The sequence below is a fragment of the Kocuria arenosa genome (genome assembly GCF_042879215.1).
In the GTDB taxonomy this organism is placed as follows: Bacteria; Actinomycetota; Actinomycetes; order Actinomycetales; family Micrococcaceae; genus Kocuria; species Kocuria arenosa.
In genome coordinates this window covers 136,938-163,222 of record NZ_JBHZTA010000006.1, presented here as the reverse complement: position 1 = coordinate 163,222, position 26,285 = coordinate 136,938, and the positions used below count along the sequence as shown (strand labels likewise).

Genomic DNA, 26,285 nt, shown 5'->3' with positions numbered 1-26,285 from the left:
CCGTTTCTGTAGGAGTCCTACAAAGCGCCGGCCGTTCCCGGGGTGGGGGTCCTCAGCGGCCGACCGTCCACAGCTGGGGCACGCCCACGCCCACCCGGCCGAGCAGCGTGCGCAGGGTGCTGAGGCTCAGACCGACGACGGCGTGCACGTCACCCTCCACCCGCTCCACGAACGCCGCGCCGAGGGAGTCGATGGTGAAGGACCCGGCCACCTCCAGGGGCTCGCCGGTGGCCACGTAGGCCGCGACCTCGTCGTCGGACATCTGCGCGAAGAACACCTCGGCGCGGGCGGCCGCGCCGCCGCTCCAGCCGGTCCCGCCGTCCGCCGGGCTCCGGGTGTCCACGAGCCAGTGGCCCGTGTGGAGCACCCCCGAGCGCCCGCGCATGGCCCGGATCCGGGCGGTCGCCGTCGCGGGGTCCAGGGGCTTGCCGTGCACCTCGCCGTCGAGCTCGAAGACCGAGTCGCAGCCCACCACCAGGGCGCCGGCGGCCTCGGGCAGCGCCGCCACGGCCTCCGCCTTGGCCCGGGCCAGCACCATCGCGGTCTCCTCGGCGCCGGTCACCCCGAGCTCCCGGACCACGGCGTCCTCGTCCACGTCGGAGACGAGCCGGTCGTGGCCGATCCCGGCGTCGGCCAGCAGCTTGGTGCGGGCGGGGGAGCGGGAGGCGAGGACGAGGCGGGGAGTCACCGTCCCAGGATACTCAGGCCGCAGGCGCGGGGGGTCGCGCTCCGTCCCGCCCCCGCGCGAGGGCCCGCGTCCTGCTGGTGGGACGTTCCCCCACCAGCAGGACGAGACCCCTCGCGGTCACCCGGTTCCCCGGGGCGGGCCGCTGCGGCCTAGAAGAAGCCCTGGGCGTCCTCGGAGTAGGAGACCAGCAGGTTCTTGGTCTGCTGGTAGTGGTCCAGCATCATGAGGTGGTTCTCGCGGCCGATGCCGGAGGACTTGTAGCCGCCGAACGCCGAGTGGGCGGGGTAGTTGTGGTACTGGTTCACCCACACGCGCCCGGCCTGGATGTCGCGGCCGGCGCGGTAGGCGAGGTTGCCGTTGCGGGCCCACACCCCGGCGCCGAGGCCGTAGAGGGTGTCGTTGGCGGTGGCCATGGCGTCGGCGTAGTCGGTGAAGCGGGTCACCGACAGGACGGGCCCGAAGATCTCCTCCTGGAAGATGCGCATCGAGTTCTCGCCCTCGAACACCGTGGGGGAGACGTAGAAGCCCTCGGCGAGGTCCCCGTCCAGGACGTTGCGCTCCCCGCCCACGAGCACCTTCGCGCCCTCCTGCCTGCCGATGTCGATGTAGGAGAGGATCTTCTGTAGCTGGTCGTTGGAGGCCTGCGCCCCGACCTGGGTGTCGAGGTCCAGCGGGTTGCCCTGGACCATGCCCTTGACCCGCTCGACGCCGTCCGCGAGCAGCCGGTCGTAGATCGAGCCCTGGATCAGGGCCCGCGAGGGGCAGGTGCAGACCTCGCCCTGGTTGAGGGCGAAGAACGCGAAGCCCTCCAGGGCCTTGTCGTAGAAGGAGTCCTGGGCCGCGGCGACGTCCTCGAAGAAGATGTTCGGGGACTTCCCGCCCAGCTCGAGGGTCACCGGGATGATGTTCTGGGACGCGTACTGCATGATGAGCCGGCCGGTGGTGGTCTCGCCGGTGAAGGCGATCTTGCGGATCCGCGGGCTCGAGGCCAGCGGCTTGCCGGCCTCCACGCCGAAGCCGTTGACCACGTTGACCACGCCCGGGGGCAGGATGTCCGCGAGCAGCTCCATGAGCACCATGATCGAGGCCGGGGTCTGCTCGGCCGGCTTGAGCACCACGGCGTTGCCCGCGGCCAGGGCCGGGGCGAGCTTCCACACGCCCATGAGGATCGGGAAGTTCCAGGGGATGATCTGGCCGACCACGCCGAGGGGCTCGTGGAAGTGGTAGGACGTGGTGTTGTCGTCGAGCTGGGAGAGAGTGCCCTCCTGGGCGCGGATGGCCCCGGCGAAGTAGCGGAAGTGGTCGATGGCCAGGGCGATGTCCGCGTTGATGGTCTCGCGCACGGGCTTGCCGTTGTCCCAGGTCTCGGCCACGGCGAGCATCTCGAGGTTCTGCTCCATCCGGTCGGCGACCCGGTGGAGCACCAGTGCCCGCTCGGCGACCGGGGTCCTGCCCCAGGCCGGGGCGGCGGCCCACGCGGCGTCGAGCGCGGCGTCGATGTCCTCGGCGGTGCCGCGGGCCACCTCGGTGAAGGGCTTGCCGTTGACCGGGGAGATGTTCTCGAAGTACCGGCCCTGCACGGGCGGCACCCACTGCCCGCCGATCCAGTGCTCGTAGCGGGGCTTGAAGGAGACCTTCGAGCCCTCGGTGCCCGGCTGCGCGTAGACGGTGGTCAGGGGCTGGGTTTCAACGCTCATGGTGACGTGCTCCTGGTGCGTGACGGTGCGGGTGTCACGAGCGCGGGCCGGCCCCGGCCGCGCCGTGAGGTGATGCACGTCACGCTAGCCCGGGCCCCGTTGCACGCACGTTGCACCAGGCGCCGGGCCCGGTCAGCGGCGCAGCCGCTCCAGCTCGAGCACGGCCGCCGCCCGGGCGGGAGAGCGGGGCGGCAGGAGGCGCAGCAGCAGCGCCCACGCCTCGGCGTCGTCGGCGGCCTCCGGGAGGGTGAGGTACTCGCGCACGGCCTCGGCCGAGCCGTCGGTCAGGACGGCTTCGCGCAGGAGCCCGGTGAGGCGGTGGCGCAGCGCCACGAGGGACGGCGCCTCGGAGTGCGGCAGCAGCGCCCCCGTGTACTCGCGCAGCGCCCGGCGGTGCGAGCCCCGGGCGAGCAGCTCGAGCACCCGGCCCGCGTCCGAGGGCAGGGGGGTCTCGAGCCGGTAGGGGCGCGAGGCGATCACCGGGCCGCCCCGGGACTCGAGCAGCCGGCGCAGCCGCAGGACCTCGGCGCGCACCGTGGTCTCCTGCGCCCGGCCGGCCCACAGCTGCTCCGACAGCTCCGCGGTGCACAGCCCGGAGCCGGCGCGGGACAGGGCCAGAAGGATCTCGGCGTGGCGCTCGGTGAGCTCCAGGGTCCGCCCGTCGAGCACCAGCGCCGGAGGGGCGTCGCCGAGCACGCGCAGGAACGCGCCGTGGGCGGGGGCGGTGGCCGGCGCCGGCGTCGTCCCTCGGGGCTGGGGGGCCGAGCGCAGGGCGAGGGCGAGCTCGGCCCGGGCGGCGCGCACCGCCGCGCCGACCAGCGCCCGGGTGGTGGCGGTGGCGGCGGCGTCCCCGCCCGTCAGGTCCACCGCCCCGAGCAGCGCCCCCGTGACGGGGTGCAGCAGCGGGGCGGCCGTGCAGGACCAGGGCCGGGCCTCGGGGTAGAAGTGCTGCTCGCGGTGCACGGTCACCGGCCGGCGCAGGACCAGGGCCGTGCCGGGGGCGTTGGTGCCCACGGCCGGCTCGGACCAGTCGGCGCCCTCGACGAAGCCCATGGCCCCGGCGCGCCGCCGCGTCGCGGCACTGCCCCGGACCCGCAGGATCACGCCGCACGGATCCGTGACGGCCACGACGAGCCCGGTGTCCTCGGCCAGCGGGGTGAGCAGCTCGTCGAGCACGGGCATCAGCAGCCGCAGCGGGGAGCGGGCCTCCCGCACGTCGGAGCCGTCCAGCACGACCCGGGGGGCGCAGCGCTCCGGCGCCGAGAGGTGGTCCAGGGACCGGGCCCAGGACAGGCGCAGCAGCGGATCCGTCGTCGTCGTCGGTCCGTCCGCCGGTGCGCCCACGCGCCGCCTCCTGTCCCGTGCTGTGATCCAGCTCTCATGCCCGTCCCAGGGTAGCCCGTGACGCGTCCGGCAACAGCGAGGGGCGGGGAACTGCCGGAATGCGTCGAGCATTCCCGCAGTTCCCCGCCCCTCGAGGTGAGGACGGTGGCGCCGGGGCTCAGCGGGCGGCGGCCGCCGGGGCGTCCTCCGGGTGCGGCTCCGTGCCGGACCCGGCCGAGCCCGTGGCCTCGGGGACCGCGTCCTCGGGCACGAACGGGTCGCCGGAGCGCGGGGCGTCGTAGAGCTCGCGGTCCAGCAGGCCTTCGCGGTGGGCGACGATCGTGGGCACCAGGGCCTGGCCCGCCACGTTGAGCGCGGTGCGGCCCATGTCGATGATCGGGTCCACGGCCAGCAGGAGCCCCACGCCGTCGAGCGGCAGGCCCAGCGTGGACAGCGTCAGGGTGAGCATCACGGTGGCGCCCGTGGTGCCGGCGGTCGCCGCGGAGCCCAGCACGGACACGAGCGCGATGAGCACGTAGTGGGTGACGTCCAGGTCGATCCCGTAGAACTGGGCGACGAACAGGGCGGCGATCGCGGGGTAGACCGCGGCGCAGCCGTCCATCTTCGTGGTGGCGCCCAGCGGCACGGCGAAGGACGCGTAGGCGCGGGGCACGCCCAGGCTGCGCTCGGTGACGCGCTGCGTCAGCGGCATGGTGCCCACCGAGGAGCGGGAGACGAAGCCCAGCTGCACGGCCGGCCACACGCCGGAGAAGTACTGCCTGACGGAGAGCCCGTGCGCCTTGACCAGCGCCGGGTAGACCACGAGGGCCACGAACAGCAGGCCGGCGTAGACGGTGGCGACGAAGGCCAGGAGCCCGCCCATCGAGGTCCAGCCGTACTCGAACACGGCCCGCCCGATCAGCCCGAGCGTGCCCAGCGGGGCGAGGCGGATGATCCACCAGACGACCTTCTGCACGATCGCCAGGGCGGAGCGCACGACCGCGAGGAAGGGCTCGGCGGGGGCGCCCACCTTGAGCGCGGCGATGCCGACGGCCGCCGAGACGACGAGCACCTGCAGCACGTTGAAGTTCACCGCCGTCGTCACGGTCTCCGCGTCGACGACGGTGGAGGAGACCTGCAGCCCCAGGAAGTTCGCGGGGACGAGGCCGGTGAGGAAGCCCAGCCACGAGCCCTGCGTCCCGGTGTACGCCTCGGCGGGCGCCGCGGCGCCGCTGCCCGCCCCGGGCTGGACGACCAGCCCGAGGACCAGGCCGACCGTCACGGCGATCAGTGCCGTGATCCCGAACCACAGCAGCGTCTTCCACGCGAGCCGGGCGGCGTTGGAGACCTCCCGCAGATTGGCGATCGAGGAGATCACCGCGGTCACGATGAGCGGGACCACGGCGGCCTTGAGCAGGCTGACGTAGCTGGTGCCGATGGTGTCCAGCGCGGTCATCAACCAGTTGGGGTCCGTGTCGGGGTCGCCGCCGAGGGTGTCGGCGACGGTGCCCAGGACCACGCCCAGGAGGAGGGCGAGCACGATCTGCGGGCCGAAGGAGGTCGTCCATCGGGGCAGCCGGCGAGTGCTTTCTGCGGAAATCATGTGCCCACGATAGGGCGCAGGAATATACAACACCCAATGACGATGACGAAATGTGACGCCAGTATGACGGAGTTCACAGGTCGAGCGCGTACCGCAGGGTGTCCAGCCCCACCGAGCCGACCCGCAGGGCGCGCGTGTGGAAGTCCGTGAGCCGGAACTCCGGGCCCGCCGCCGCGCGGGCCGCCTCCCGCGCCTGCTCCCACAGCTGCCGGCCCACCTTGTAGGACGGCGCCTGCCCTGGCCAGCCCATGTACCGCATCCACTCGAAGCGCAGCATCGGGTCCGCCATCACGATGTTCGAGCGCAGGAACCGCCAGCCGTCCTCGGGCGTCCAGACCTCGCCGGGGCGGGCCCCGCCGAGGGCGTCCCCGAGCTCCGGGGGTACGCGGTAGCCGCAGTGGAAGCCGACGTCGAAGACCACCCGCGCCGCCCGCAGCCGCTGGGCGTCCAGCATCCCCATCCGGTCCCCGGGGTCCTGCAGGTGGCCCAGCTCCTCCATGAGCCGCTCGGCGTACAGCGCCCAGCCCTCCCCGTGCCCCGAGACCCACACGCCCATCCGCCGCCACCGGTTGAGCTCCCCCGAGTTGGCGAGCGCGGTGGAGAACTGCAGGTGGTGGCCGGGGACGCCCTCGTGGTAGACGGTCGTGGTCTCCTGCCACGTGGTGAAGGTCGCGGTGCCCTCCGGCACGGACCACCACATGCGCCCGGGGCGGGAGAAGTCGGCGCTGGGCATCGAGTACCAGATCCCGCCGTCGTGGGTCGGGGCGATGCGGCACTCGAGCCGGCGCATGGGACCGGTCAGCTCGAAGTGCGTGTCCGCGAGGGCCTCCACGGCGGCGTCGGAGAGGTCCTGCATCCAGGCCTGCAGCGCGTCGGTGCCGTGCAGCTGCCGCGCCGGGTCCGCGTCCAGGGCCGCCATGGCCTCGGCGACCGTGGCGCCGGGGGCGATGCGGTGGGCGAGCTGCTCCTGCTCCGCCACGATCGTGCGCAGCTGCTCCACGCCCCACGCGTAGACCGTGGCCGGGTCCAGGACGGCGCCCAGGAACTCCTGCAGGCGCAGGGTGTACACGTCGGGACCCACCGCGTCGGTGCGGGGCGCGTCCGCGGCGAGCTCCTCGCCCAGCACGGCGGCGAGGCCCTGGTAGGCGTGCCGCGCCGTCCCGGCCGCCTCCGCGACCTCCTGGCGCAGCGCCTCCGGGACGCGGGGGTCGCGTGCCAGGCCGTCGAAGAAGCCGCGGCGCGCCGCGTAGCCGGTGCACTGCCGGGCCGCGTTGCGCAGCTGCGCCGCGGAGGCCGAGCGGCCGAGGGAGCGGGCGTGCCGCAGGCCCAGGACGTAGGAGTCCACGGCGGCGGGCACGGCGCGCAGCCGGCCGGCGAGGTGCGCCCAGTCCTCGGCGGTGCCCCGGGGCAGGTCGTCGAAGACCTCCCGGATCTCCTGGACCGGTGAGGAGATGTTGTTGACCTCCCAGCCCCGCAGACCCTCCTCGTGCAGGAGGAGGTCCAGGCCGAGGCGCTCCCGCAGGGCGTGGCCGGTGATCCGGTCGACGTCGTCGGCCGGGGCGGCGCGCTCGAGCTCGGCCAGCGCCCGGCGGGTGGCGTCCGACCGGGCCTCCAGGCCCTCGGGCCCGAAGTCGCGGTACTCGGTCTCGTACCCGGGGAAGCCGTGCACGGTGGCCTGGGCGGGGTCCAGCTCCATGGCACGGGCGAACCAGCGCTCGGCCACGGCGTCGACGGCCGTGGGCTCGCGACGCGCGGTGCCGAGGGGGGAGGGCCCGGGGCCGCTGGTGGACGGGGGGTCGGGCCGTTCATCGGTCATGCACGTCACAGTAGCGCCGGGTGCTCCCTAGACTGCGGAGCATGTCAGCCCCTGTGCCGCCTGCCGGCTCCGTGCCTGCCGCCACCGTCCCGGCCGGGCCCTCGGGCGCCGCCGGGACCGGGCCCGCCCTGCTCGTGGTGGTCGCGGGGGTGGTGGGCGCCCTGCACGTGTGGAAGCTCTCCCCGGCGCTGCCCGTGCTCTCCGCCGAGCTCGGGCTGAGCTTGGTGCAGGGCGGGTTCCTGCTCTCCACCGTGCAGGTGGCCGGCATGCTGCTGGGCGTGGTGGTGGGCCTGTTCGGGGACCGCATCGGCCTGCGCCGGGGCTGGTGCTGGGGCTGGGCCTGCTCACCGCGGGCTCCGTGACGGGCCTGCTCTCCACGGGGTACGGCCCGCTGCTGGGCTCCCGGGTGCTGGAGGGCGTGGGGTTCATGCTCGTGTCGATCTGCGCCCCCGCACTGATCCGGCGCACCGTGGCCCCGGCCCGGGTGTCCCTGCTGGTCGGGCTGTGGGGCTGCCACATCCCGGTTGCCGCGGCCCTCTCCCTGCTGCTCGGGGGCCTGCTCAGCGAGGCCCTCGGCTGGCGCACCTGGTGGGCGGCCGCCGCCGCCGGCTCCGCGCTCGTGGGTCTGCTGGTGCTCGCCGTGCTCCCGCCGGACCCGGCCCACGTGGCGGTGCACGGGGTGCGGCAGCGCCTCGGGCTGACCTTCCGCGCGCCCGGCCCGTGGCTCGTGGCCCTGGTCTTCGGGCTCTACACCGCCCAGTGGAACGGGGTGGTGCAGTTCCTGCCCTCCATGTACGCCGAGGCCGGGATCGCCGCGGGCGCCGCGGCGGGGCTCAGCGCGCTCGCCGCGGGGGTCAACGTGGTGGGCAACCTCGGCGCGGGCCGGGCCCTGCAGCGCGGGGTGCGCCCCGTGGTGCTGTGGTGCACGGGATTCGCCGTGCTGGGACTGGCCGCCGTGGTGGCGTTCGGGCTCGCCCCGCTGCTGGACGAGGAGGTGCGCTTCGGCGCCCGGTACGGCGCGGTCCTCGTCTTCTCCGCCGCGGGGGGAGTGGTGCCGACGACGGCGATCGCGAGCCTCATGCGGGTCGCGCCCACGCCCACCACGGTGGCCACCACGCTGGGACTGGGCCAGCAGTTCAACGCCCTGGGCCAGTTCACCGGCCCGCCCGCGGTCGCGTCGGTCGCGCAGGCGACGGGCAGCTGGGACCTGACGTGGGCGGTGACGGCCGTGCTCGCCCTCGCGGGCATCGCGGTGGCGCTCGTCGTCTCGCGGCGGATCCCCCGGGAGCCGTGAGCGGCCACCACCCGGTCAGCACCCGGGCGCGGCCCCGCACCGCACGTCGCTCGCCCGGAGTCACCGTCCCGCCGCGCCCGATCCACGGGGACCGCCTCCACCGGGTTGCCCCTGCCGGGTCACTCCTCCGGCCGGGTCCGCCGCCACGCGCCGCGGCCCGGGCGCAGCCGAAGGCCCAGCCGCATCCGGCGGAACTGGTCCCGGCGCCCCGGGGAGCCCTTGGCGTCGGCCTCGCCCGCGTCCTGCCGCGCGAGCAGGACGGCCGTGACGGCGGCGATCTCCTCCGGCGTGGGACTGCCGGTCGTGAAGCACAGGGACGGGGTGCCCTCGACGGGCTCGCGGGGGGTCACAGCGGGATGTTCCCGTGCTTCTTGGTGGGCATCGTCGCGCGCTTGTCGCGCAGGGCCCGCAGGGCCTTGAGCACCTGCACCCGGGTCTCGGACGGGGAGATCACCGCGTCCACGTAGCCCAGCTCCGCGGCCTGGTACGGGTTGAGCAGGCTCTCCTCGTACTTGCGCACCAGGTCGGCGCGCAGCGCCTCGACGTCCTCGTCGTTGTCCGCCGCGGCCTTGAGGTCCCGGCGGTAGAGGATCTCCACGGCGCCCTGGGCGCCCATCACGCCGATCTGCGCCGTGGGCCAGGCGAGGTTGATGTCCGCGCCGAGCTTCTTGGAGCCCATCACGATGTAGGCCCCGCCGTAGGCCTTGCGCGTGATCAGGGTGACCAGCGGCACGGTCGCCTCGGCGTAGGCGTAGAGCAGCTTGGCGCCGCGCCGGATGATGCCGTTGAACTCCTGGTCGGTGCCGGGCAGGAACCCCGGCACGTCCACGAGCGTGAGGATCGGGACGTTGAACGCGTCGCAGTGGCGCACGAACCGGGCCGCCTTCTCGGACGCCGCGATGTCCAGCGTGCCGGCGAACTGCAGGGGCTGGTTCGCCACGACGCCCACGGTGTGCCCCTCGACCCGCGCGTAGCCGATCATCACGTTGGGGGCGTAGAGGGCCTGCATCTCCAGGAAGTGCCCGTCGTCGACGACCGCCTCGACCACCGCGCGCATGTCGTACGGCTGGTTGGCGGAGTCCGGGACCAGTGTGTCCAGGGCGAGGTCGGCGTCCGTGACCTCGTCCTCCTGGTCGTGGTCCACCAGGGGCGCCTCCTGCAGGTTGTTCGCCGGGAGGAACTCGAGCAGCTCGTGCACGAAGTCCAGCGCGTCCTGCTCGTCCTCGGCGAGGTACGTGGCCGTGCCCGTGGTCGTGTTGTGCTGGCGCGCCCCGCCGAGGGTCTCCATGTCCACCGTCTCGCCCGTGACCGTCTTGATGACGTCCGGGCCGGTGATGAACATGTGCGAGGTCTTGTCGACCATCACGATGTAGTCGGTCAGGGCCGGGGAGTAGGCGGCCCCGCCCGCGCACGGGCCCATGATCAGGGAGATCTGCGGGACCACCCCGGAGGAGCGGACGTTCATGTTGAAGATGTCCGCGAACATGGCCAGGGAGGCCACGCCCTCCTGGATCCGCGCCCCGCCGCCGTCGTTGATCCCGATGACCGGGCAGCCGTTGCGCAGGGCGAACTTCTGCACCTTGACGATCTTCTCCCCGTTGACCTGGGACAGCGACCCGCCGAACACCGCGAAGTCCTGGGAGTAGACGGCCACGAGGCGCCCGTCCACCGTGCCGTAGCCGCTGACCACGCCGTCGCCGGGCAGCTTCTTCGACGCCATCCCGAAGGCGGTCGAGCGGTGGGTCGCGAGGGCGTCGAACTCCACGAACGAGTCCTCGTCCAGGAGCATCTCCACGCGCTCGCGGGCGGTGTTCTTCCCGCGGGCGTGCTGCTTCTCGATCGCCGCCTGGCCCGCGGGGGCCTCGGAGCGGGCCTTCCGGTCGTGGAAGTCGGCGATCTTGCCGGCGGTGGTCGTCAGGTCGTGGGTCACAGGCACCTCGTGGTCTGGTACGCGGCCGGCCCGGCGGGCCGATCGGTCCGGTCCGGGGTGGTCAGGGGACCTGCTCACTCTAGTCCGCGGCCGCGGGGGCCTCTGTTGTAGAACTCCTACAAATTCCGTGCCCGGTGCCGGGGGGTACCGGGCACGGTGCTCAGCCGACGCGGCCGAGGACCACCTTCCAGGGGCGGACGGTCCGCTCGGTGACCACCCCGTGGCGCACGAGCGGGTCCTCGTCGGTGAGCCGCTCGACCGCCCCGGTGTCCTCGGCGGCGAACACCAGCAGCGCACCGGGCGTGCCGTCGTCGTCGAACGGACCCGACGCGAGCAGGTGCCCCTGCTCCACGAGGCCGCCGAGGTACGCCCGGTGCTCCGGCCGGCGCGCGGCCAGGACATCGGCGGGACCTCCGTAGACGTAGGTGACGGCGAACGTCGTGCGGTTCTCGGCTGCGCTCACGATGGCTCCTGAGGGTCGTGCCGCGGCCCCGCCCGGCCGGACGGGACCGTCCAGCCGGTTCCCGGGGAAGCGGGCTACTACTGTGGATGTGGTCCGAACACTACGCGGACGGCGCCCGCCCGGACAGCACCGTCCGCCCGGGACCGCGCCGACCGGCCGGCGACGACCGGTCGGCGCCGACCGGACCGCGACGACCGGACCGCGACGACCGACCGGAGGAGAACCGTGCCCGACCCCTGCGCCGCCGACCTGCGCGCCCCCGCCGTGCTCGCGGCCCTGGCGGACCTCGGCCTGGGGCGGATCGACGTCCTCGACGAGGTCGGCTCCACGAACGAGCACCTGACGGCCGCCGTCGCCCGGCAGCCGCGCGGGCCCCGCCCGGACCGGCCGTGGACCGACCTGTCCCTCGTGCTCACCGGTCACCAGAGCGCGGGGCGCGGCCGGCTGGACCGGGTGTGGACCACCGAGCCCGGCACCGCGCTGACCTTCAGCGTCCTGCTGCGGCCGGCCGACGAGCGCGGCCTGCCGCTGCCCACCCAGCACTTCCCGTGGCTGACCCTGCTGATGGCCGCCGCCGTCGTCGACGCCCTGGACGGGCTCGCGGCGGCGGGCGCGCGGATCAAGTGGCCCAACGACGTCCTGGTGGACGGGCGCAAGGTGGCCGGCCTGCTCGCCGGTCTCGTCCTGGACGAGCAGCGCCCGCCGGCGGTGGTCCTCGGCACCGGCATCAACGTCGCCCAGGAGGAGCTGCCCGTGGACACGGCCACGTCCGTCCGGCGCGCCACCGGGCGTGAGGTCGAGCGCGCCGCCGTCCTGCAGGCCGTGCTGGGCGCCTTCGTCCCGCTCTACCGGCAGTTCTGCGCGGACCCGGCCGCCGCCGTGCGCCCCGGCGGCGCGCTGCGCGCCCGGATCACCGAGCGGATGGAGACCCTCGGCCGCCCGGTGCGCGCCGAGCTCCCGGGCGGAGCCGCCCCCGTCACGGGCACCGCGACGGGCCTCGGGGAGCACGGGGGCCTGCTGGTGCGCGAGACCGGCGGCGCCCGGCGCGAGGTGACGGCGGGCGACGTGGTGCACCTGCGCCCGGCCCCGGACGCCCCCGGGACGGACTGAGCGTGCCCGCCCGTCCCGCCCTGCAGCCCGGGGAGCGCGTGCTCGTGTCCACACGGGCCCACGGCGCGCGGCTGACCCGGCCCTTCCTGGTGCTGCTGCTCACGGTGTTCGCGCTGTCGTTCGCCCAGCGGGCCCTCGAGCTGCGCTGGCGCCCCGTGGCGGAGCCGTGGACCACGGTGCACGCCGGGGTGGAGCTCACCCTGCTCGTCGCGGCCGGCTGGGTGGTGCTCCGCAGCTGCCTGCGCCCGCTCCTGCGCTGGTGGCGCACCCGCTACGTGCTCACCACCCGTCACCTCGTGCTGCTGCGCCCCGGCGGGGCCCGGAGGACCGTGTCGCTGCCCCTGCACCAGCTGCGCCGGGTCTCGGTGGATCGCCGGCGCAGCCCGGCCCTCGGCCGGCACGACGGGCGCGTCGTGGCCGACTTCGGGCCCTTCGGCGGCCTGCGCCTGGAGCACGCCCCGGAGGCGCAGCGCCTGGCCGGGCTGATCCGCCGGGCCGCGGAGGACGAGTGGGCCGCGGGCGGCGGCGCCGGACGGGCCGGGGACCCCGGATCCGGCGGGGGCGCGCCGTGGCCGCGTCCCACTAGAGTGGACCGCGACGCGGTCGTGGCGCCACGCCCGGGCCCGCCCGTCGCCCCGCGCCGGCCGTGGAGCCGGCGGGGCGTCCACCAGGAACAGGAGTGACGTGTGGCGAGTGAGGACCCGGAGACCCAGGGCGAGCCGGAGCTCGGCCCCCAGACGGCACAGCTGAACCTGAACCTGCACAATCCCGTCCAGGCCAACCTCTACCGCTCGGACGAGTCCAAGGCCGCCGTGCAGGCCCTCGAGCAGACCCTGCTGGGCTCCGAGCGCGACCTGCGCCGCCGGGAGGCCGCACGCCGGGGCGGGCTGTCCCTGCTGTCGGCGCGGAAGGTGTGGCGGGCCCTGGGCTTCCCGAACCTCACCGACGACGACCTCTGGTTCACCGAGCAGGACTCCGAGGCCCTCCGGGTGCTGTCCACCATGGTGCTCGAGGAGAAGGTCACCGAGGAGGCGGCCCTGTCCCTGGTGCGCTCGATCGGGCAGATGACCGACCGCATGGTGGTGTGGCAGGTCGAGGCGCTCGTCGAGGACATGGTCGTCCACCGGGGCATGACCGACGCCGCCGCCCGGCGGCAGCTGCTGCACCTGCTGCCCGCCCTCATCGACGCCATCGAGAACCTCCTGGTCTACTCGTGGCGGCGCCAGATGAACGCCGCCGTGCAGCGGCTGGCGATGCGTGTGGAGCGCCCGGACGGCTCGACCGGCACCGGCCCCACGTCCGACGACGGGGGGGCCTCCATCCTTCCGCTCGCGCGCGGGGTGGGCTTCGCGGACCTGGTCTCCTACACCTCGCTGTCCCGGCAGATGAACGAACGGACCCTGGCGAACCTCGTGCAGCGCTTCGAGAACCGCTGCGCGGAGGTGATCGCCGTGGGCGCCGGCCGGCTCATCAAGACCATCGGGGACGAGGTCATGTTCCTCGCCGAGACCCCCGAGGGCGGGGCCCAGATCTCCTTGGCCCTGGCCCGCGCCATCCGCGACGACCCCGAGCTCCCGCAGGCGCGCGTGGCCTTCGTCTGGGGGCGCGTGCTGCCGCGGCTCGGGGACATCTACGGGCCCACGGTGAACCTCGCCTCCCGGCTCGTGTCGCTGACCGAGCCGGGCTCCGTGCTCGTGGACGCCTCGACCGCCGCGGTGCTCTCCGGCGACGACCGCTTCATCCTCCTGCCGCAGCCCACCCGCAACGTGCGGGGCTTCGGCGACGTCCAGCCCGTCGCGCTCTCCCAGGGCGCCGGTCCCGGACTGGAGGTGGACTTCGAATGAGCGCACCCCTCGTCATCCGCGCGGGCGCGTCCACGGACCGGGGCCTGCGCCGGGAGTCCAACGAGGACGCCCTGGTGGTCACGGCCGCGATGTGCGCCGTGGCGGACGGCATGGGCGGGCACGAGGCCGGTGAGGTGGCGAGCGCCCTGTGCGTGCGCACCCTCGGGGCGTCCCCCCTGTTCCAGCTGGAGGACTTCCGGTCCTTCGAGGTCTTCGAGCCGGAGCCGCCCCGGGACATCGTCCGGTTCCGCGCGACCGTGGAGCGCGAGCTGCGCCTGGACCCGGAGATCCCCGACGACGCGATCGAGGCCGTCCGCCGCGTCCGCTCCGTGCTGTGGCAGGCGGACCAGCACATCCAGCACGCCGTCGAGGGCCGGGCGGGCACCACCGTCACCGGCGTGTGGCTGCTGCGCATCGACGGGCGCATGCTGTGGGTCGTGTTCAACACGGGCGACTCCCGGACCTACCGGCTGGTCGCGCCCCAGCCCGGGGGTCGTGCCGGGGAGGGCGAGGGCGGGCCCAGGATCGAGCAGCTGACCGTGGACCACTCCGAGGTGCAGTACCTCGTGTCGATCGGGCAGCTCACCGCCTCGCAGGCGCTCGTGCACCCGCGCCGCAACGTGATCACCCGCGCCCTGGGCACCGGCCAGGTCTGGGAGCCGGACGTGTGGGTGCTCCCCGCCCGGCACGGGGACCGGCTGATGCTGTGCTCGGACGGGCTGACCAACGAGCTGAGCCCCGCCCACATGGCCCGGGTGCTCGCCGCGGTGCCCCACCCGAAGGAGGCGGCCGACGTCCTGCTGCAGGCCGCGCTGCGCACCGGCGGGCGGGACAACGTCACCGTGATCGTGGCCGACGCCGTGCGGCCGGGGGAGTACGCCCCCGGCTTCTGAGCCGCGCCCCGCGGGCCCCGCGTCCCCGAAGTGGGGGCACCGTCCCCAGAAGAGGGTGGCCTCATGATCCGTCACATCGGGACCGCTCCCACCCGCCCTGTTTACCTTTGAGAACATGGTTCTCTCGCGCCGCTCCTTCGTCCTCTCCGGGCTGGTGCTCGCCGCCTCCGGGGCCTTCGGAGGCGCCCTCGCCGAGCCCTCCGCGGGCCGGCGCCCGTTCGTGCTGTGGGGCTCCTCGTCGGCGGCCAGCGCGCTCCACGAGGACCGCCCGCGGGGCTTCCCCGCGGTGCGCATCGACGACCTGCTCTCGCAGCTGCTGGAGGCGCCCGGGACCTCGCGCGCGGTCAGCGGTGACCGGTCGTGGCAGACCCTGTCGATGCGCAGCAGCGCCCACCCCTATCTGCCGCGGCTGGGCTCCGGCTTCGGGGTCGGACGGATCCCGGCCCACGGGTCGCTGGTCGTGCCCACCGTGGACGGCCGGGTGCCGAGCGCCCACCTCCCGATCCCGGGCACCGTCTCCGGGCTCCCGTGCACGATCCAGGCCGTGGGACGGGACGGAGGCGACGTGGTGCTGCGCCGCGCGGTCCCCGGGGCCCAGCTCGAGGTGGCGCCGGCGTCGGCGGCGCGGTGGCGCACGGCGCTGGAGGAGCAGCACCGGGGCCACGTCCACCTGCTGTGGACGGGCAAGAACAACATCGCGGACCCGGACCAGGTCCTCTCCGACACCCGTGCGGCGTGGCGGGTCGAGCCGGACACGTCCGTGGTGATGGGCCAGTGGCACACCACGGCCGACCGGCCCGGCACGCCGGGGTGGGACCAGGTGCGCGGCGTGAACGCGGCCCTCCGGGCCGAGTACGGCGGCCGGTTCTACGACACGATGGCCGACCTGCGGGATCCCGGTCTGTGGTCCCTGCCGGGTCTGCTGCCCTACCGGATCGGGGCCTCGGCCGCGGACCGCCGGTGGCTGGGTCTGGGGCTGCCCCCGCGCTCGGTCGTCGCCGCGGACCGCCGGCACCTGAACGCGCTGGGCAACACGATCGTGGCCCACGGCCTGCACCGTCACCTGACCGGCACGGCGGGCCTCTACTGAGCGGGTCCCGGTCCCGGTCCCAGGCCATGGAGGTCACCGTCCGCCCATCGGCGCGGACCTCTTGTCCCGGGACGCTGGACGGCCTAACATACAACCAAATGGTTGTACGAAATGAGCTGGCGGACGACGCGGTCGACCGCATCTTCCAGGCCCTCGCGGACACGACGCGACGGGACATCGTGACGCGGGTGCTCCGGCAGGAGCAGTCGGTCTCCGCGCTGGCCGCGCGCTATCGGATGAGCTTCGCTGCCGTGCAGAAGCACGTGGCGGTGCTCGAGCGGGCCACGCTGGTCACCAAGGAGCGGCGCGGCCGGGAGCAGGTGGTGCACGGCAACGTGGCCGCGCTGCGCCGGGCGGCGGGGCTCCTGGAGGACTACGAGCAGATCTGGCGCGGGCGTGCCCGCGCCATCGAGGACCTCCTCGCCGAGGAGGCGCCCCCCGGGAACCGGGGGGCCCAGTAGGAAGGGAGCAGGACATGCCGGTCATCGACGTGCACAAGGACACGGAGGCGCTGACCCTGACGTTCGTCGCGGAGTTCGCCGCGGACGTCGAGCGGGTCTGGCAGGTCTGGGCCGACCCGCGCCAGCTCGAGCGCTGGTGGGGGCCGCCCGAGTGGCCCGCCACCTTCGAGGATCACGAGCTCGCCGAGGGCGGGCGGTGCCGCTACTACATGACCGGTCCGGACGGGGAGAAGGCCCGGGGCTGGTGGACGGTCACCGCCGTGGACCCGCCGCACCGGCTGGAGTTCGACGACGGCTTCGCGGGCGAGGACGGCGAGCCGGACCCCACCCTGGGGGCCACCCATGGCGTCGTGACCTTCGAGGCCGTCGGCGGCCGGACGCGGATGACCACGGTCTCGACGTTCGAGAGCGCGGACCAGCTCGAGCAGATGTCCGCGATGGGCATGGAGGAGGGCATGCGGGAGGCCATGGGCCAGATCGACGCCCTTCTCGCCGGCGCCGTCTCCCGCTGAGCGGTCGACGGCTGGGCCGTCCTCGCCCGGGCGCCTCCCGCCCGCGGCGCGGGACCGGACGACGACGCCGCCCCGGCACCTCCGGGGCGGCGTCGCCGGTGCCGCGTGACGGCGGACCGGCGGGTCAGGCGTCCTGCGGCACGGGAGCGCCCGCGTCGGTGCCGGCGGAGCGCTCGGGGTCCTCGGCGGACTCCCGGGCCGGTTCCGCGGACGGCCCGCCGGACGCCGCGGCCCGCTGCGCCGCCTTTTTCAGCGGCTTGAGCTCGAGCCGGCGCTCGTGCTTGCGCTCGGCCCGGCGCTCCGTGCGCCGCTCCGCCTGCTTCTCGGCCCGGCGCTCCCTCTTCGCGTCCTCCGGGGCCTTCTCGCCGGGCGCCCCGGCGGCGGGGGTGGCGGACTCCTTGCGCGGGGCGCGCTCCTTGACCGGGGCGCCGCCCGAGGCGCGCAGCCGCCGGTAGTGCTCGGCGGCCTCCTCCTGGCGCCGCGCCTCGATCCCCGTGGCGATCTCGGCCCGCAGGTGCTCCGGCTCCAGCTCGAACGCGGCCACGAGGTCGAGCGCGTGCGGGCGCAGGCGGGCGAGCAGCCGGTCGATGTACTCGTCGAGGCTGCGCCCGCGCCGCATGGACAGCCGGCCGTAGGAGAGGTACCACGCGAGGTTCCTCTCGATGAGCCGCAGCCCGAAGACGTCGCGCAGCCAGGTGAGCACCGTGCGGGTGCCCGGGTCCTCGACCTGCTCCAGGCCGCGGGTGAAGGCCTCCCACTGCAGCAGCTCCGCGTGGGCGCGCGCCGCGGCGATGATCTTGTGCTGGTTCTCGTTGAACAGCGCCGCGGCCTCCGCCCGGGGGAGCTTGGCGCTGGGCCGCAGGTTCTCCGCGATCTCGGCGACCATGGTCTGCACCCGGTCCGTGAGCAGCGCGCGCTGCGCGGACTCCTCGCGCAGGGCGTTGACGGAGCGGCGCACGTCCCCGGTGTCCCGGAAGGCCTGGCCGAGCTTGCGCAGCCCCGACCGGTGGTAGGTGGCCTCGGTGGCCCGGCCCGCCACGTAGCGGGCCATCACGCCCACGTCGACGTGCTTGAACTCGTCCGCCCAGTCGGACAGCAGCCGCTTGGCCACGAGCTGCAGCAGCACCGTGTTGTCGCCCTCGAACGTCGCGTAGACGTCCAGGTCGTGGCGAAGGGAGGTGAGCCGGTTCTTGGTCAGGAACCCCGCGCCGCCGCAGGCCTCGCGGCACTCCTGGACGGTGTCGAGGGCGCTCCAGGTGGACAGCGCCTTCAGGGCCGCGGCGAGGGTCTCGAGGTCCTGCCGGTTCTCGTCGGTGTCCTCGCGGCCCGAGAAGACGTCGTCGTACTTGTGCAGCAGCTCCTGGTGGGCGAAGTGCATCGCGTAGGTCTCGGCCAGTCGCGGCAGCAGCCGCCGCTGGTGCTGCTGGTAGTCCATCAGCACCTCCTCCTGGATGTCGGAGGACGCGTTGAACTGGCGGCGCTCGCTGCCGTAGCGGATCGCGATGGTCAGCGCGGCCTTGTTCGCCAGGACGGCCGCGCCGTCGAGGGAGACCCGGCCCTGCACCAGGGTGCCGATCATCGTGAAGAACCGGCGGCCCGGGCTCGCGATGGGCGAGCTGTAGGTGCCGTCCGCGGCCACGGCCCCGTACTTGTCCAGCAGGTGCGTGCGCGGGACCCGCACCCGGGTGAAGTGCAGCCGTCCGTTGTCGATGCCGTTGAGCCCGCCCTTGTGGCCGTCGTCCTCGCCGCCCACGCCGGGCAGGAAGTTCCCGTCCTCGTCCCGCAGGTCCACCCAGAACGCGTGCACGCCGTGGTTCACGCCGAGCGTGACGAGCTGGGCGAAGACCACGGCGGCGCGCCCGTGCACGGCGGCGTTGCCGAGGTAGTCCTTCCACGCCGCCGTGAACGGGGTGTGGATCTCGAACTCCTCCGTGGCGGGGTTGTACGTGGCAGTGGTGCCGATCGAGGCGACGTCGGAGCCGTGGCCGATCTCGGTCATCGCGAACACGCCCGGGATCTTCAGGTCCCGGATGTCCGCGAGCCAGCGCCGGTGGTGCTCCTCGGTGCCGAGGTTGAGCACCGCGGAGCCGAACAGGCCCCACTGAACGCCGGCCTTGATCTGCATGGAGGGGTCCCCGAGCAGCAGCTCCTCGAAGTTCGAGACGTTGCCGCCCGGGTCGTTGTGCCCGCCGTACTCCTCCGGCAGCCCGCGGTTCATCGCCCCGTGCTCCACCAGCAGGTGCAGCTGGCCCAGCACGCGCTCGCGGTGGTCCTGGCAGCTGAGGTCCGGCTGCTGGTGCAGCCGCTCGTCGAGCAGCATCCGGCGGGTCTCGCGCCGGACCTCGGCCCAGCGCCCGAGCAGCATGTCGCCGAGGGCGGCGACGTCCACGGCGGGGGCCGGGATCCCGGCGTCGTCCGCGGTGGTGGGCCCGGCGGCGGGTCCGGCGGTGGTCGGTCGGTCGACGGTGGTGGTCATGGTCGCTCCTGTCGTGGGTGACCGGCGGTGGCCGGTGCGGTCACGGGGTGGTCGGGGCCGGCCGGGGTCCGCGCCGGCCCGGGGGTGGTCAGGTGGGAGGCTGCTCCGGCACGGGCGCGCCGGGCGGGCGCAGGCCGTCGACGGCCCAGCCCACGATCAGCTCGGTCATCCGCTCGCGGGACGGGCGCTCCGTGCCCCCGGGGGTGTTCATCCAGGCCTCGCCGGCGCCGCGCACCATGCCGATCGTGGACGCGGCCCAGTAGCTGAGCACCGGCTCCTCCAGCCGGCGCTCGGCGGGGGTGTGGCGCACGTGGGCCTCCGCGAGCAGCCCGCTGACGGACTCAGTGAACTCCTGGATCAGCCAGCGCTCGCCGCCGTCCCCGACGGGGGCGTCCTCCTTGCGCTCGCCGCGGGCCCGCTCGGCCCGGTGCCGGTCGTGCCGGGAGCGTCCGGGGTCGGGGGCGAGGGCCACGACGAAGCGGTACACCGACGCCGAGCGCTCGATGCTGAGCAGGTACTCCGCGACCATCGCCTCGACCGAGTCCTCGAAGGAGCCCGCCGCGCGGGCCGCCTCCTCGAGCCGGTCGCGCATCCGCGTCACGGTGTACTCGCCGACCGCCCGCTGCAGCCCCGCCTTGTCCCCGAAGTACCGGTAGTAGACGGACTTGGAGGTCTGGCACGCGGTGGCGATCTCCTCCATGGACGCCTGTGCGCCGAGCTCGTCCACGGCGCTGCGCGCCGTGCGGATGAGCTCGATCCGCCGCTGCGCGCGGTGCCGGGCCCAGCGGGAGGAGCGGCCGTCCGTGGCGGGCGTGCCGCCCGGGGCGGCGGAGTCAGTGGCATCGACCTGTTTCACGATACCCAGAGTATCAGGTATTGTCGTTCGTGACGTGAGCATCATCACAACAGCCCCGAGGAGTTCCCTGTGAGCGAGTCCACCCCCGAGCAGACCGTCGAGCCCACTGCCGAGCACACGACTCCCAGCGGCGCCGGGCGCACCGGCGTGGCCCGCCGCGCCGTCGTGGTCGGCGCCAACCGCATCCCCTTCGCCCGGGCGCACGGCGCCTACGCGAACGCCGGCAACCAGGACATGCTCACCGCCGCCCTCGACGGCCTGGCGGCCCGCTACGGCCTCGCCGGGGAGCGGATCGGCGAGGTCGCCGCCGGCGCCGTGCTCAAGCACCCCAAGGACTTCAACCTCACGCGCGAGTCCGTGCTCGGCTCGGTGCTGGACCCGCGCACCCCCGCCTTCGACGTGCAGCAGGCCTGCGCCACGGGCATGGAGGCCGTCTCCACGCTGGTCAACAAGATCCGGCTCGGCCAGATCGACTCGGCCGTGGCCGGCGGCGTCGACTCCGCCTCGGACGCGCCCGTGGTGGTGAGCGAGCGGCTGCGCCGGACCCTGCTCGAGCTCAACCGGGCCAGGAGCACCCAGCAGAAGCTCAGGGCCCTCGCGGGCCTGCGCCCGGCCGACCTCAAGCCGGTGGCCCCCGGCACCGGGGAGCCGCGCACGGGGCTGTCGATGGGCGAGCACCAGGCCCTCACCACCGCCCGCTGGGAGATCTCCCGCGAGGCCCAGGACGAGCTCGCCGCCGCGAGCCACCGCAACCTGGCGGCCGCCTACGAGCGCGGGTTCTTCGACGACCTCGTCACCTCCTTCCGCGGTCTGTCCCGGGACAACAACCTCCGCCCGGACAGCTCCGTCGAGAAGCTCGCCGGGCTCAAGCCGGTGTTCGGCAAGTCCCTCGACGCCGAGGCGACCATGACGGCGGGCAACTCCACGCCCCTCACCGACGGCGCCTCCACCGTGCTGCTCGCCTCCGAGGAATGGGCCGCGGAGCGCTCCCTGCCCGTGCTCGCCGACGTCGTGGACGTCGAGGCGGCCGCCGTCGACTTCGTGCACGGCGACGAGGGACTGCTGATGGCCGGCGCCTACGCCGTTCCGCGCCTGCTGGCCCGTCAGGGCCTGGCCCTCGACGACTTCGACTTCGTCGAGATCCACGAGGCGTTCGCCGCGACCGTGCTCGCGACCCTCGCCGCGTGGGAGGACGAGCAGTTTGGCCGGGAGCGGCTCGGGCTGGGCGGCGCCTTCGGCACCGTGGACCGGAGCCGGCTCAACGTCACGGGTTCCTCGCTCGCGGCCGGGCACCCCTTCGCCGCGACCGGCGGGCGCATCGTCGGCACCCTCGCGAAGCTGCTGCGCGAGCGCGCCGACGAGACCGGCCGCCCCGCCCGCGGGCTCATCTCGGTCTGCGCCGCCGGCGGCCTCGGCGTCACCGCGGTCCTCGAAGCCCGCTGACCCCGCGCTCCCGACAGCCCCGCCGACCCGCACAGCAAGGACCCCACCCCCATGGCAGACACCTATCTCGACCTCGTCAGCTCCGGCCCCGGCGGCCGGCTCGCCCGGCAGCTCGGGCTGCCCGCTCCCGCCCGGCTGCGCCGCCACCGCGCCGGGGACCCGCTCGTGCCCGGCCCCGTCCTCGTGCTGGGGCGAGGGGAGGACGCCGACCGGATCGCCACGGCCCTGCTCGGCTGGGACCTCGACGTGCGGCGCCACCCCGACGGCGTCCACCGGTTCGGGGCGGTCGTGCTGGCCCTGACCGGGCTCGCCCGGCCCGCCGACCTGGCCGAGCCCGCGCTCGGCCTGGGCGGGGTGCTGCGCGCGCTCGCGCCCGGCGGCCGGGTGGTCACGGTGTCCCGGCCCGCGCCGGGCATCGGCACGGGCGCGGCCTCGGCGACGCCCGCGGCGGCGGAGCCGCTCGACCCGGCCGTCGCCGCGGCCCGCCAGGCGGTCGTCGGGCTCCTGCGCTCCACCGCCCAGGAGATGCGCGGCGGGGCCACCGTCAACGGCGTCCTGCTCGCCGAGGGCGTCGCCCCGGAGGCCCCCAGCGCGCTGGGCGCCCTGCGGTTCCTGCTCTCCGGGCGCAGCGCCTTCGTCTCCGGGCAGTTCGTGACGGTGGGCGACGACGCCGGGGCCCTGCCCGCGGACTGGGAGGTCCCCCTGCGGGGCAAGGTCGCCGCCGTCACCGGCGCGGCCCGCGGCATCGGCGCGGAGATCGCCCGCACGCTCACCGGCGCCGGCGCACGCGTCGTCGTCGTGGACGTGCCCGGCGCGGGCGAGCCCCTGGCCGCGCTGGCCAACGAGATCCGTGCCGTGGCCCTCCAGCTCGACGTCACGGACGCGCACGCCGGCGAGAAGGTCCTCGCGCTCGCCCGCGAGCGCTTCGGGCACCTGGACGTGGTGGTGCACAACGCCGGGATCACCCGGGACAAGCTGCTGGCCAACATGGACGAGTCCCGCTGGGCCTCGGTGCTGGCCGTGAACCTCGAGTCGCAGCTGCGGATGAACGAGCAGATCCTGGCGGGCGAGGGCCTCGGGGAGGCCCCGCGGATCGTCTCCCTGGCCTCCACGAGCGGTGTGGCCGGCAACCGCGGACAGACCAACTACGCCGCCTCGAAGGCCGGGGTGATCGGGATGGTCGCCGCCGGCGCGCCCCTGCTGGCCCGGCGCGGCGGCAGCATCAACGCCGTGGCCCCCGGGTTCATCGAGACGGAGATGACCGCCCGGATCCCGGCGGCCCGCCGCCAGGTCGCGCGCCGGCTGAACTCCCTGCAGCAGGGCGGGCTGCCCGAGGACGTGGCCCAGGCGGTGCTCTTCCTGGCCTCGGACGCCGCCGGCGGCGTCAACGGGCAGACGCTGCGCGTGTGCGGCCAGAACCTGGTGGGGGCGTGAGCATGGACGCCGACCGGCTCGAGACCGTGGTCCGCACCGACGTCCCCTCCCTGGGCGGGCTCTACGCCCGCGCCGCGGCGGGCGCGGCCGGAGGCCTGCTGCCGCGCACCCTGACCGAGCGGCTGCCCGCCCGGATCCTCCGCCGGCCGGCCGCGCGCCGCGGCACCGGCGGAGCCCCGCTCGAGCTGCCGGCGGTGGCGCACGTGGTCGAGGGCGTGGTCGTCGACCCCGCCGGGCACGAGGCGTTCTGCCGCACGGTCGGCGCACCGCTGCGCGAGGGCACCGGCGGCACTGAGGCCTTCTCGGGGCACCTGCACGCCCTGGCGTTCCCCGTGGCCATGAGCGTGCTGACCCGCCCCGACTTCCCGCTGCCGGTCCTCGGCATGGTGCACCTGGCCAACGAGGTCGAGCACCGCGGGGCGACAGCGGTGGGGGAGGACCTCACGGTCACCGCCTCCGCCGAGCGGCTGCGCCCGCACCGGTCCGGCGCGCAGGTCGACGTCGTCGCCCGCCTCGCGCGGGAGGACGGCGAGACCGTCTGGACGGGCCGCTCCACCTACCTCGCCAAGGGCGTGCGCGTGCCCGGGACGGCCGGCGACGCCCCGCGGGAGGAGTTCGTGCCGCCGGCGCCGACCGGGCAGTGGCGCCTGACGGCCGGCACCGGACGGGACTACGCCGCGGTGAGCGGGGACTGGAACCCGATCCACCTCTCCGGCCCGACCGCCCGTGCCCTCGGCCTGAAGGGTGCCATCGCCCACGGCATGTACTCCGCCTCGCGCGCGCTGGCCGAGGTGGGGGTGCCGCCCGGGGTGCCCTTCCGCTGGACGGTGGAGTTCGCGGCGCCGATCCTGCTCCCCGGCACGGTCGCGGTCGCGATCACCGACGACGGACGGGGTGCCGCCTGGCGGGGCTCGCGCTTCGCCGGGTGGGACCCACGGCGCAGGCGCCCGCACTTCACGGGGACGGTGGCGCGCCTGGACGGCTGACCCGCCGCCGCGGAGCCGGTCGACGGTCCCGTCCGGCGCGTGGGCCACAATGGTCGGGTGAGCCCACAGCAGAGGACAGACGCCCGACCCGTCGACGCCACCGGCCAGGACCTCAACCCCGCCCCGCCCAGCGAGGACCTCAAGGAGCAGTACGCGGAGCTCGTGGACCGGGTCCGCGCGGCGCGGACCGCGTACTACGTCGAGGACGCGCCCACCATCTCGGACGCGGAGTACGACGAGCTCTACCGGCGGCTCGAGGAGGTCGAGGCGCTGAATCCCGAGCTGGTCGCCAACGACTCGCCCACCCAGGAGGTGGGCGGGGAGGCCTCCGCGGCGTTCACGCCCGTCACCCACCTCGCACGGATGTACTCCCTCGAGGACGTCTTCTCCATCGACGAGCTCACGGCCTGGATGGCGAAGGCCTCCGCCTCCATCGAGGCGCTGCCGGACGCCCCGGCGTCCGCCTGGCTCACCGAGCTGAAGATCGACGGGCTGGCCGTGAACCTGCTCTACCGCGACGGCGAGCTCGTGCGGGCGGCGACCCGGGGGGACGGCACCACGGGCGAGGACGTCACGCACAACGTGCGCACCATCGCGACCATCCCGACCACGCTCACCGGGGAGGACGTCCCCGAGGAGGTCGAGATCCGCGGCGAGGTGTTCATCTCCTCCCGCGACTTCCGCTCCCTCAACGAGGCGATCGTGGCCGAGGGCCGTGCACCCTTCGCCAACCCCCGCAACGCCGCGGCGGGCTCGCTGCGGCAGAAGGACCCGGAGGTCACGGCCCGGCGCCGGCTGTCCATGTACGTGCACGGGGTGGGGGCCGCCACGGGCCTGCAGGCCGACACGCAGTCCCAGGTCTACGAGCTGCTCGAGCGGTGGGGCCTGCCGGTCAGCCCGTACTACAAGGTGCTGCCCTCCACGGAGGACGTCCTCGCGTTCATCGAGGACTACGGCCGCCGCCGCCACGACCTCATCCACGAGATCGACGGCATCGTGGTCAAGGTCGACGACCGCCGCACCCAGTTCCGGCTCGGGCACACCTCGCGGGTGCCCCGCTGGTCCGTGGCGTACAAGTACCCGCCCGAGGAGGTGCACACGCGGCTCAAGGACATCCTGGTCAACGTGGGCCGCACCGGACGGGTCACTCCCTTCGGCCTCATGGAGCCGGTGCGGGTCGCCGGGTCCACGGTGGAGATGGCCACCCTGCACAACCAGGACGTGGTGAAGGCCAAGGGCGTGCTCATCGGGGACACCGTGGTGCTGCGCAAGGCGGGCGACGTCATCCCCGAGATCGTGGGACCCGTGGTGGCGCTGCGGGACGGCACGGAGCGCGAGTTCGTGATGCCCACGCACTGCCCGTCCTGCGGCACGGAGCTGCGCCCGGCCAAAGAGGGCGACGTCGACATCCGCTGCCCCAACGCCCGCAGCTGCCCGTCCCAGCTGCGGGAGCGGGTCTTCCACGCCGCCGGCCGCGGCGCGTTCGACATCGAGGCCCTCGGCTACGAGGCCGCCCTCGCCCTGACCCGGCCCGACGAGCCGGAGACCCCGCCGCTGACCAGCGAGGCGCACCTCTTCGACCTCACGCCCGAGGCCCTGCGCGAGGTGCGGATCCGGCGGGAGAAGAGGTCGCGCGGCACGCCCACGGGCGAGACCGAGCTCGTGCCCTACTTCTGGACGAAGGGCACGGCCAAGAAGCCGTCCGAGCCCACCGCCACCACCCGCAAGCTGTTCGAGGAGCTCGAGAAGGCCAAGGCGCAGCCGCTGTGGCGCGTGCTCGTGGCCCTGTCCGTCCGGCACGTCGGCCCGACCGCGGCCCGGTCCCTGGCCACGGCCTTCGGCTCCCTGCCGGCCATCCGCGACGCCGACGAGGAGACCCTGGCCCATGCCGACGGCGTGGGCCCCGTGATCGCCGCCGCCCTCACCGAGTGGTTCGCCGAGCCGTGGCGCTGCGAGATCGTCGAGCGCTGGGCGGCAGCCGGCGTGCGCATGGAGGACGAGGTGGACGAGTCCGTGCCCCGGACCCTGGAGGGCACCACCGTGGTGATCACCGGCACCCTCGAGCGCTTCAGCCGCGACTCCGCGAAGGAGGCGGTGCTGGTGCGCGGCGGCAAGGCCTCCGGCTCCGTGTCGAAGAAGACGCACTTCCTGGTGGCGGGCGAGAACGCCGGCACCAAGCTGGACAAGGCCGAGCAGCTCGGCGTGCCCGTGCTCGACGAGGCCGGGTTCGAACGGCTCCTCGCCGAGGGCCCGGACGCCTTCGGCGGTGCGGCCGGGGGCACGGAGGACAGCACCGTGGACAGCACCGAGAGCAGCACCGAGAACAGCACCGAGAACAGCACGGACGACGAGGACGGGGCCTGAGC

Annotated in this window: 23 protein-coding genes; 13 read left to right on the top strand and 10 right to left on the bottom strand. The window is 74.6% G+C overall.

The genetic code is table 11. From position 1 onward, the window contains the following. Positions 1-52: 52 nt before the first annotated feature. The 5 genes from ACFYE3_RS12000 to ACFYE3_RS11980 form a co-directional block, all read right to left on the bottom strand. Positions 53-688: a Maf family protein gene (locus ACFYE3_RS12000; RefSeq protein WP_387609380.1), complete on the bottom strand. Its 636-nt coding sequence runs from the start codon at positions 686-688 to the stop codon at positions 53-55. A 149-nt stretch (positions 689-837) separates the two neighbouring features. After that, positions 838-2,385 carry an acetaldehyde dehydrogenase ExaC gene (gene exaC, locus ACFYE3_RS11995; protein ID WP_387609378.1) on the bottom strand — a complete coding sequence of 516 codons (1,548 nt, stop codon included), beginning with the start codon at positions 2,383-2,385 and terminating at the stop codon, positions 838-840. Positions 2,386-2,517: 132 nt separating this feature from the next. Continuing rightward, positions 2,518-3,729, bottom strand: coding sequence for a transcriptional regulator (locus ACFYE3_RS11990; protein WP_387609375.1), 1,212 nt, complete (start codon positions 3,727-3,729; stop codon positions 2,518-2,520). A gap of 157 nt (positions 3,730-3,886) precedes the next feature. After that, the gene (locus ACFYE3_RS11985; RefSeq protein ID WP_387609372.1) at positions 3,887-5,311 is read right to left on the bottom strand and encodes a dicarboxylate/amino acid:cation symporter; all 1,425 of its coding nucleotides are present in this window, start codon (positions 5,309-5,311) and stop codon (positions 3,887-3,889) included. A gap of 73 nt (positions 5,312-5,384) precedes the next feature. Continuing rightward, positions 5,385-7,127 (bottom strand): DUF885 domain-containing protein, encoded by a 1,743-nt coding sequence (locus ACFYE3_RS11980; RefSeq protein WP_387609370.1) that lies wholly within the window; start codon positions 7,125-7,127, stop codon positions 5,385-5,387. A 41-nt stretch (positions 7,128-7,168) separates the two neighbouring features. Between ACFYE3_RS11980 and ACFYE3_RS11975 the strand changes: the two genes are divergently transcribed. Further along, positions 7,169-7,489: a hypothetical protein gene (locus ACFYE3_RS11975; protein ID WP_387609367.1), complete on the top strand. Its 321-nt coding sequence runs from the start codon at positions 7,169-7,171 to the stop codon at positions 7,487-7,489. Next, positions 7,453-8,421 (top strand): MFS transporter, encoded by a 969-nt coding sequence (locus tag ACFYE3_RS11970; RefSeq protein ID WP_387609364.1) that lies wholly within the window; start codon positions 7,453-7,455, stop codon positions 8,419-8,421. Before ACFYE3_RS11975 ends, ACFYE3_RS11970 begins: the two co-directional genes overlap by 37 nt. Positions 8,422-8,540: 119 nt before the next feature. Here ACFYE3_RS11970 and ACFYE3_RS11965 read toward each other — a convergent pair whose 3' ends face one another. From ACFYE3_RS11965 to ACFYE3_RS11955, 3 genes are all read right to left on the bottom strand, one after another. Next, a complete protein-coding gene (locus ACFYE3_RS11965) occupies positions 8,541-8,771 on the bottom strand; it encodes an acyl-CoA carboxylase subunit epsilon (RefSeq protein WP_387609361.1) in 231 nt (76 codons plus the stop codon). Continuing rightward, complete coding sequence (locus ACFYE3_RS11960) at positions 8,768-10,351, bottom strand: acyl-CoA carboxylase subunit beta (protein ID WP_387609358.1); 1,584 nt, start codon at positions 10,349-10,351, stop codon at positions 8,768-8,770. Before ACFYE3_RS11960 ends, ACFYE3_RS11965 begins: the two co-directional genes overlap by 4 nt. Positions 10,352-10,511: 160 nt before the next feature. Beyond that, positions 10,512-10,814, bottom strand: a complete 303-nt coding sequence (locus ACFYE3_RS11955; protein ID WP_387609355.1) for a YciI family protein — start codon at positions 10,812-10,814, stop codon at positions 10,512-10,514. Between the two features lie 225 nt (positions 10,815-11,039). Between ACFYE3_RS11955 and ACFYE3_RS11950 the strand changes: the two genes are divergently transcribed. From ACFYE3_RS11950 to ACFYE3_RS11920, 7 genes are all read left to right on the top strand, one after another. Continuing rightward, complete coding sequence (locus ACFYE3_RS11950; protein ID WP_387609352.1) at positions 11,040-11,924, top strand: biotin--[acetyl-CoA-carboxylase] ligase; 885 nt, start codon at positions 11,040-11,042, stop codon at positions 11,922-11,924. A gap of 2 nt (positions 11,925-11,926) precedes the next feature. Beyond that, a complete protein-coding gene (locus ACFYE3_RS11945) occupies positions 11,927-12,607 on the top strand; it encodes a hypothetical protein (protein ID WP_387609350.1) in 681 nt (226 codons plus the stop codon). 3 nt (positions 12,608-12,610) lie between these two features. Beyond that, positions 12,611-13,768, top strand: coding sequence for an adenylate/guanylate cyclase domain-containing protein (locus ACFYE3_RS11940; RefSeq protein ID WP_387609347.1), 1,158 nt, complete (start codon positions 12,611-12,613; stop codon positions 13,766-13,768). Continuing rightward, positions 13,765-14,661, top strand: a complete 897-nt coding sequence (locus tag ACFYE3_RS11935) for a PP2C family protein-serine/threonine phosphatase (RefSeq protein ID WP_387609345.1) — start codon at positions 13,765-13,767, stop codon at positions 14,659-14,661. Before ACFYE3_RS11940 ends, ACFYE3_RS11935 begins: the two co-directional genes overlap by 4 nt. Before the next feature lie 115 nt (positions 14,662-14,776). Next, a complete protein-coding gene (locus ACFYE3_RS11930) occupies positions 14,777-15,751 on the top strand; it encodes a hypothetical protein (protein WP_387609342.1) in 975 nt (324 codons plus the stop codon). 98 nt (positions 15,752-15,849) lie between these two features. Continuing rightward, positions 15,850-16,212, top strand: a complete 363-nt coding sequence (locus tag ACFYE3_RS11925; RefSeq protein ID WP_387609339.1) for an ArsR/SmtB family transcription factor — start codon at positions 15,850-15,852, stop codon at positions 16,210-16,212. Between the two features lie 14 nt (positions 16,213-16,226). Continuing rightward, positions 16,227-16,724: an SRPBCC family protein gene (locus ACFYE3_RS11920; RefSeq protein ID WP_387609336.1), complete on the top strand. Its 498-nt coding sequence runs from the start codon at positions 16,227-16,229 to the stop codon at positions 16,722-16,724. A gap of 124 nt (positions 16,725-16,848) precedes the next feature. On the opposite strand, the gene ACFYE3_RS11915 is transcribed toward ACFYE3_RS11920, so the two are convergent. Together ACFYE3_RS11915 and ACFYE3_RS11910 are read right to left on the bottom strand one after the other, a co-directional pair. After that, positions 16,849-19,200 carry an acyl-CoA dehydrogenase family protein gene (locus ACFYE3_RS11915; RefSeq protein WP_387609333.1) on the bottom strand — a complete coding sequence of 784 codons (2,352 nt, stop codon included), beginning with the start codon at positions 19,198-19,200 and terminating at the stop codon, positions 16,849-16,851. Between the two features lie 88 nt (positions 19,201-19,288). Further along, a complete protein-coding gene (locus ACFYE3_RS11910; RefSeq protein WP_387609330.1) occupies positions 19,289-20,056 on the bottom strand; it encodes a TetR/AcrR family transcriptional regulator in 768 nt (255 codons plus the stop codon). A gap of 69 nt (positions 20,057-20,125) precedes the next feature. Here ACFYE3_RS11910 and ACFYE3_RS11905 point away from each other — a divergent pair, with 69 nt between their 5' ends. Genes ACFYE3_RS11905 through ligA form a run of 4 tightly spaced genes read left to right on the top strand, consistent with a single transcriptional unit; the run spans position 20,126 to position 26,283 of the window. After that, positions 20,126-21,499, top strand: coding sequence for an acetyl-CoA C-acetyltransferase (locus ACFYE3_RS11905; RefSeq protein WP_387609327.1), 1,374 nt, complete (start codon positions 20,126-20,128; stop codon positions 21,497-21,499). 51 nt (positions 21,500-21,550) lie between these two features. Continuing rightward, positions 21,551-22,933, top strand: coding sequence for a 3-oxoacyl-ACP reductase (locus ACFYE3_RS11900; RefSeq protein ID WP_387609325.1), 1,383 nt, complete (start codon positions 21,551-21,553; stop codon positions 22,931-22,933). Positions 22,934-22,935: 2 nt separating this feature from the next. Next, positions 22,936-23,919, top strand: coding sequence for a MaoC/PaaZ C-terminal domain-containing protein (locus tag ACFYE3_RS11895; protein WP_387609559.1), 984 nt, complete (start codon positions 22,936-22,938; stop codon positions 23,917-23,919). Positions 23,920-23,976: 57 nt separating this feature from the next. Beyond that, entirely contained in the window at positions 23,977-26,283 is a 2,307-nt protein-coding gene (ligA, locus tag ACFYE3_RS11890; protein WP_387609322.1) for an NAD-dependent DNA ligase LigA, read from the top strand. The last annotated feature ends 2 nt before the right edge of the window (positions 26,284-26,285 follow it).

Coding starts and splice junctions, on each gene's coding strand:
- ACFYE3_RS11930 (WP_387609342.1), top strand. CDS start 14,777: ATGGTTCTCTCGCGCCGCTCCTTCGTCCTCTCCGGGCTGGTGCTCGCC.
- ACFYE3_RS11920 (WP_387609336.1), top strand. CDS start 16,227: ATGCCGGTCATCGACGTGCACAAGGACACGGAGGCGCTGACCCTGACG.
- ACFYE3_RS11975 (WP_387609367.1), top strand. CDS start 7,169: ATGTCAGCCCCTGTGCCGCCTGCCGGCTCCGTGCCTGCCGCCACCGTC.
- ACFYE3_RS11980 (WP_387609370.1), bottom strand. CDS start 7,127: ATGACCGATGAACGGCCCGACCCCCCGTCCACCAGCGGCCCCGGGCCC.
- ACFYE3_RS11915 (WP_387609333.1), bottom strand. CDS start 19,200: ATGACCACCACCGTCGACCGACCGACCACCGCCGGACCCGCCGCCGGG.
- exaC (WP_387609378.1), bottom strand. CDS start 2,385: ATGAGCGTTGAAACCCAGCCCCTGACCACCGTCTACGCGCAGCCGGGC.
- ACFYE3_RS11985 (WP_387609372.1), bottom strand. CDS start 5,311: ATGATTTCCGCAGAAAGCACTCGCCGGCTGCCCCGATGGACGACCTCC.
- ACFYE3_RS11925 (WP_387609339.1), top strand. CDS start 15,850: ATGGTTGTACGAAATGAGCTGGCGGACGACGCGGTCGACCGCATCTTC.
- ACFYE3_RS11900 (WP_387609325.1), top strand. CDS start 21,551: ATGGCAGACACCTATCTCGACCTCGTCAGCTCCGGCCCCGGCGGCCGG.
- ACFYE3_RS11935 (WP_387609345.1), top strand. CDS start 13,765: ATGAGCGCACCCCTCGTCATCCGCGCGGGCGCGTCCACGGACCGGGGC.
- ACFYE3_RS11895 (WP_387609559.1), top strand. CDS start 22,936: ATGGACGCCGACCGGCTCGAGACCGTGGTCCGCACCGACGTCCCCTCC.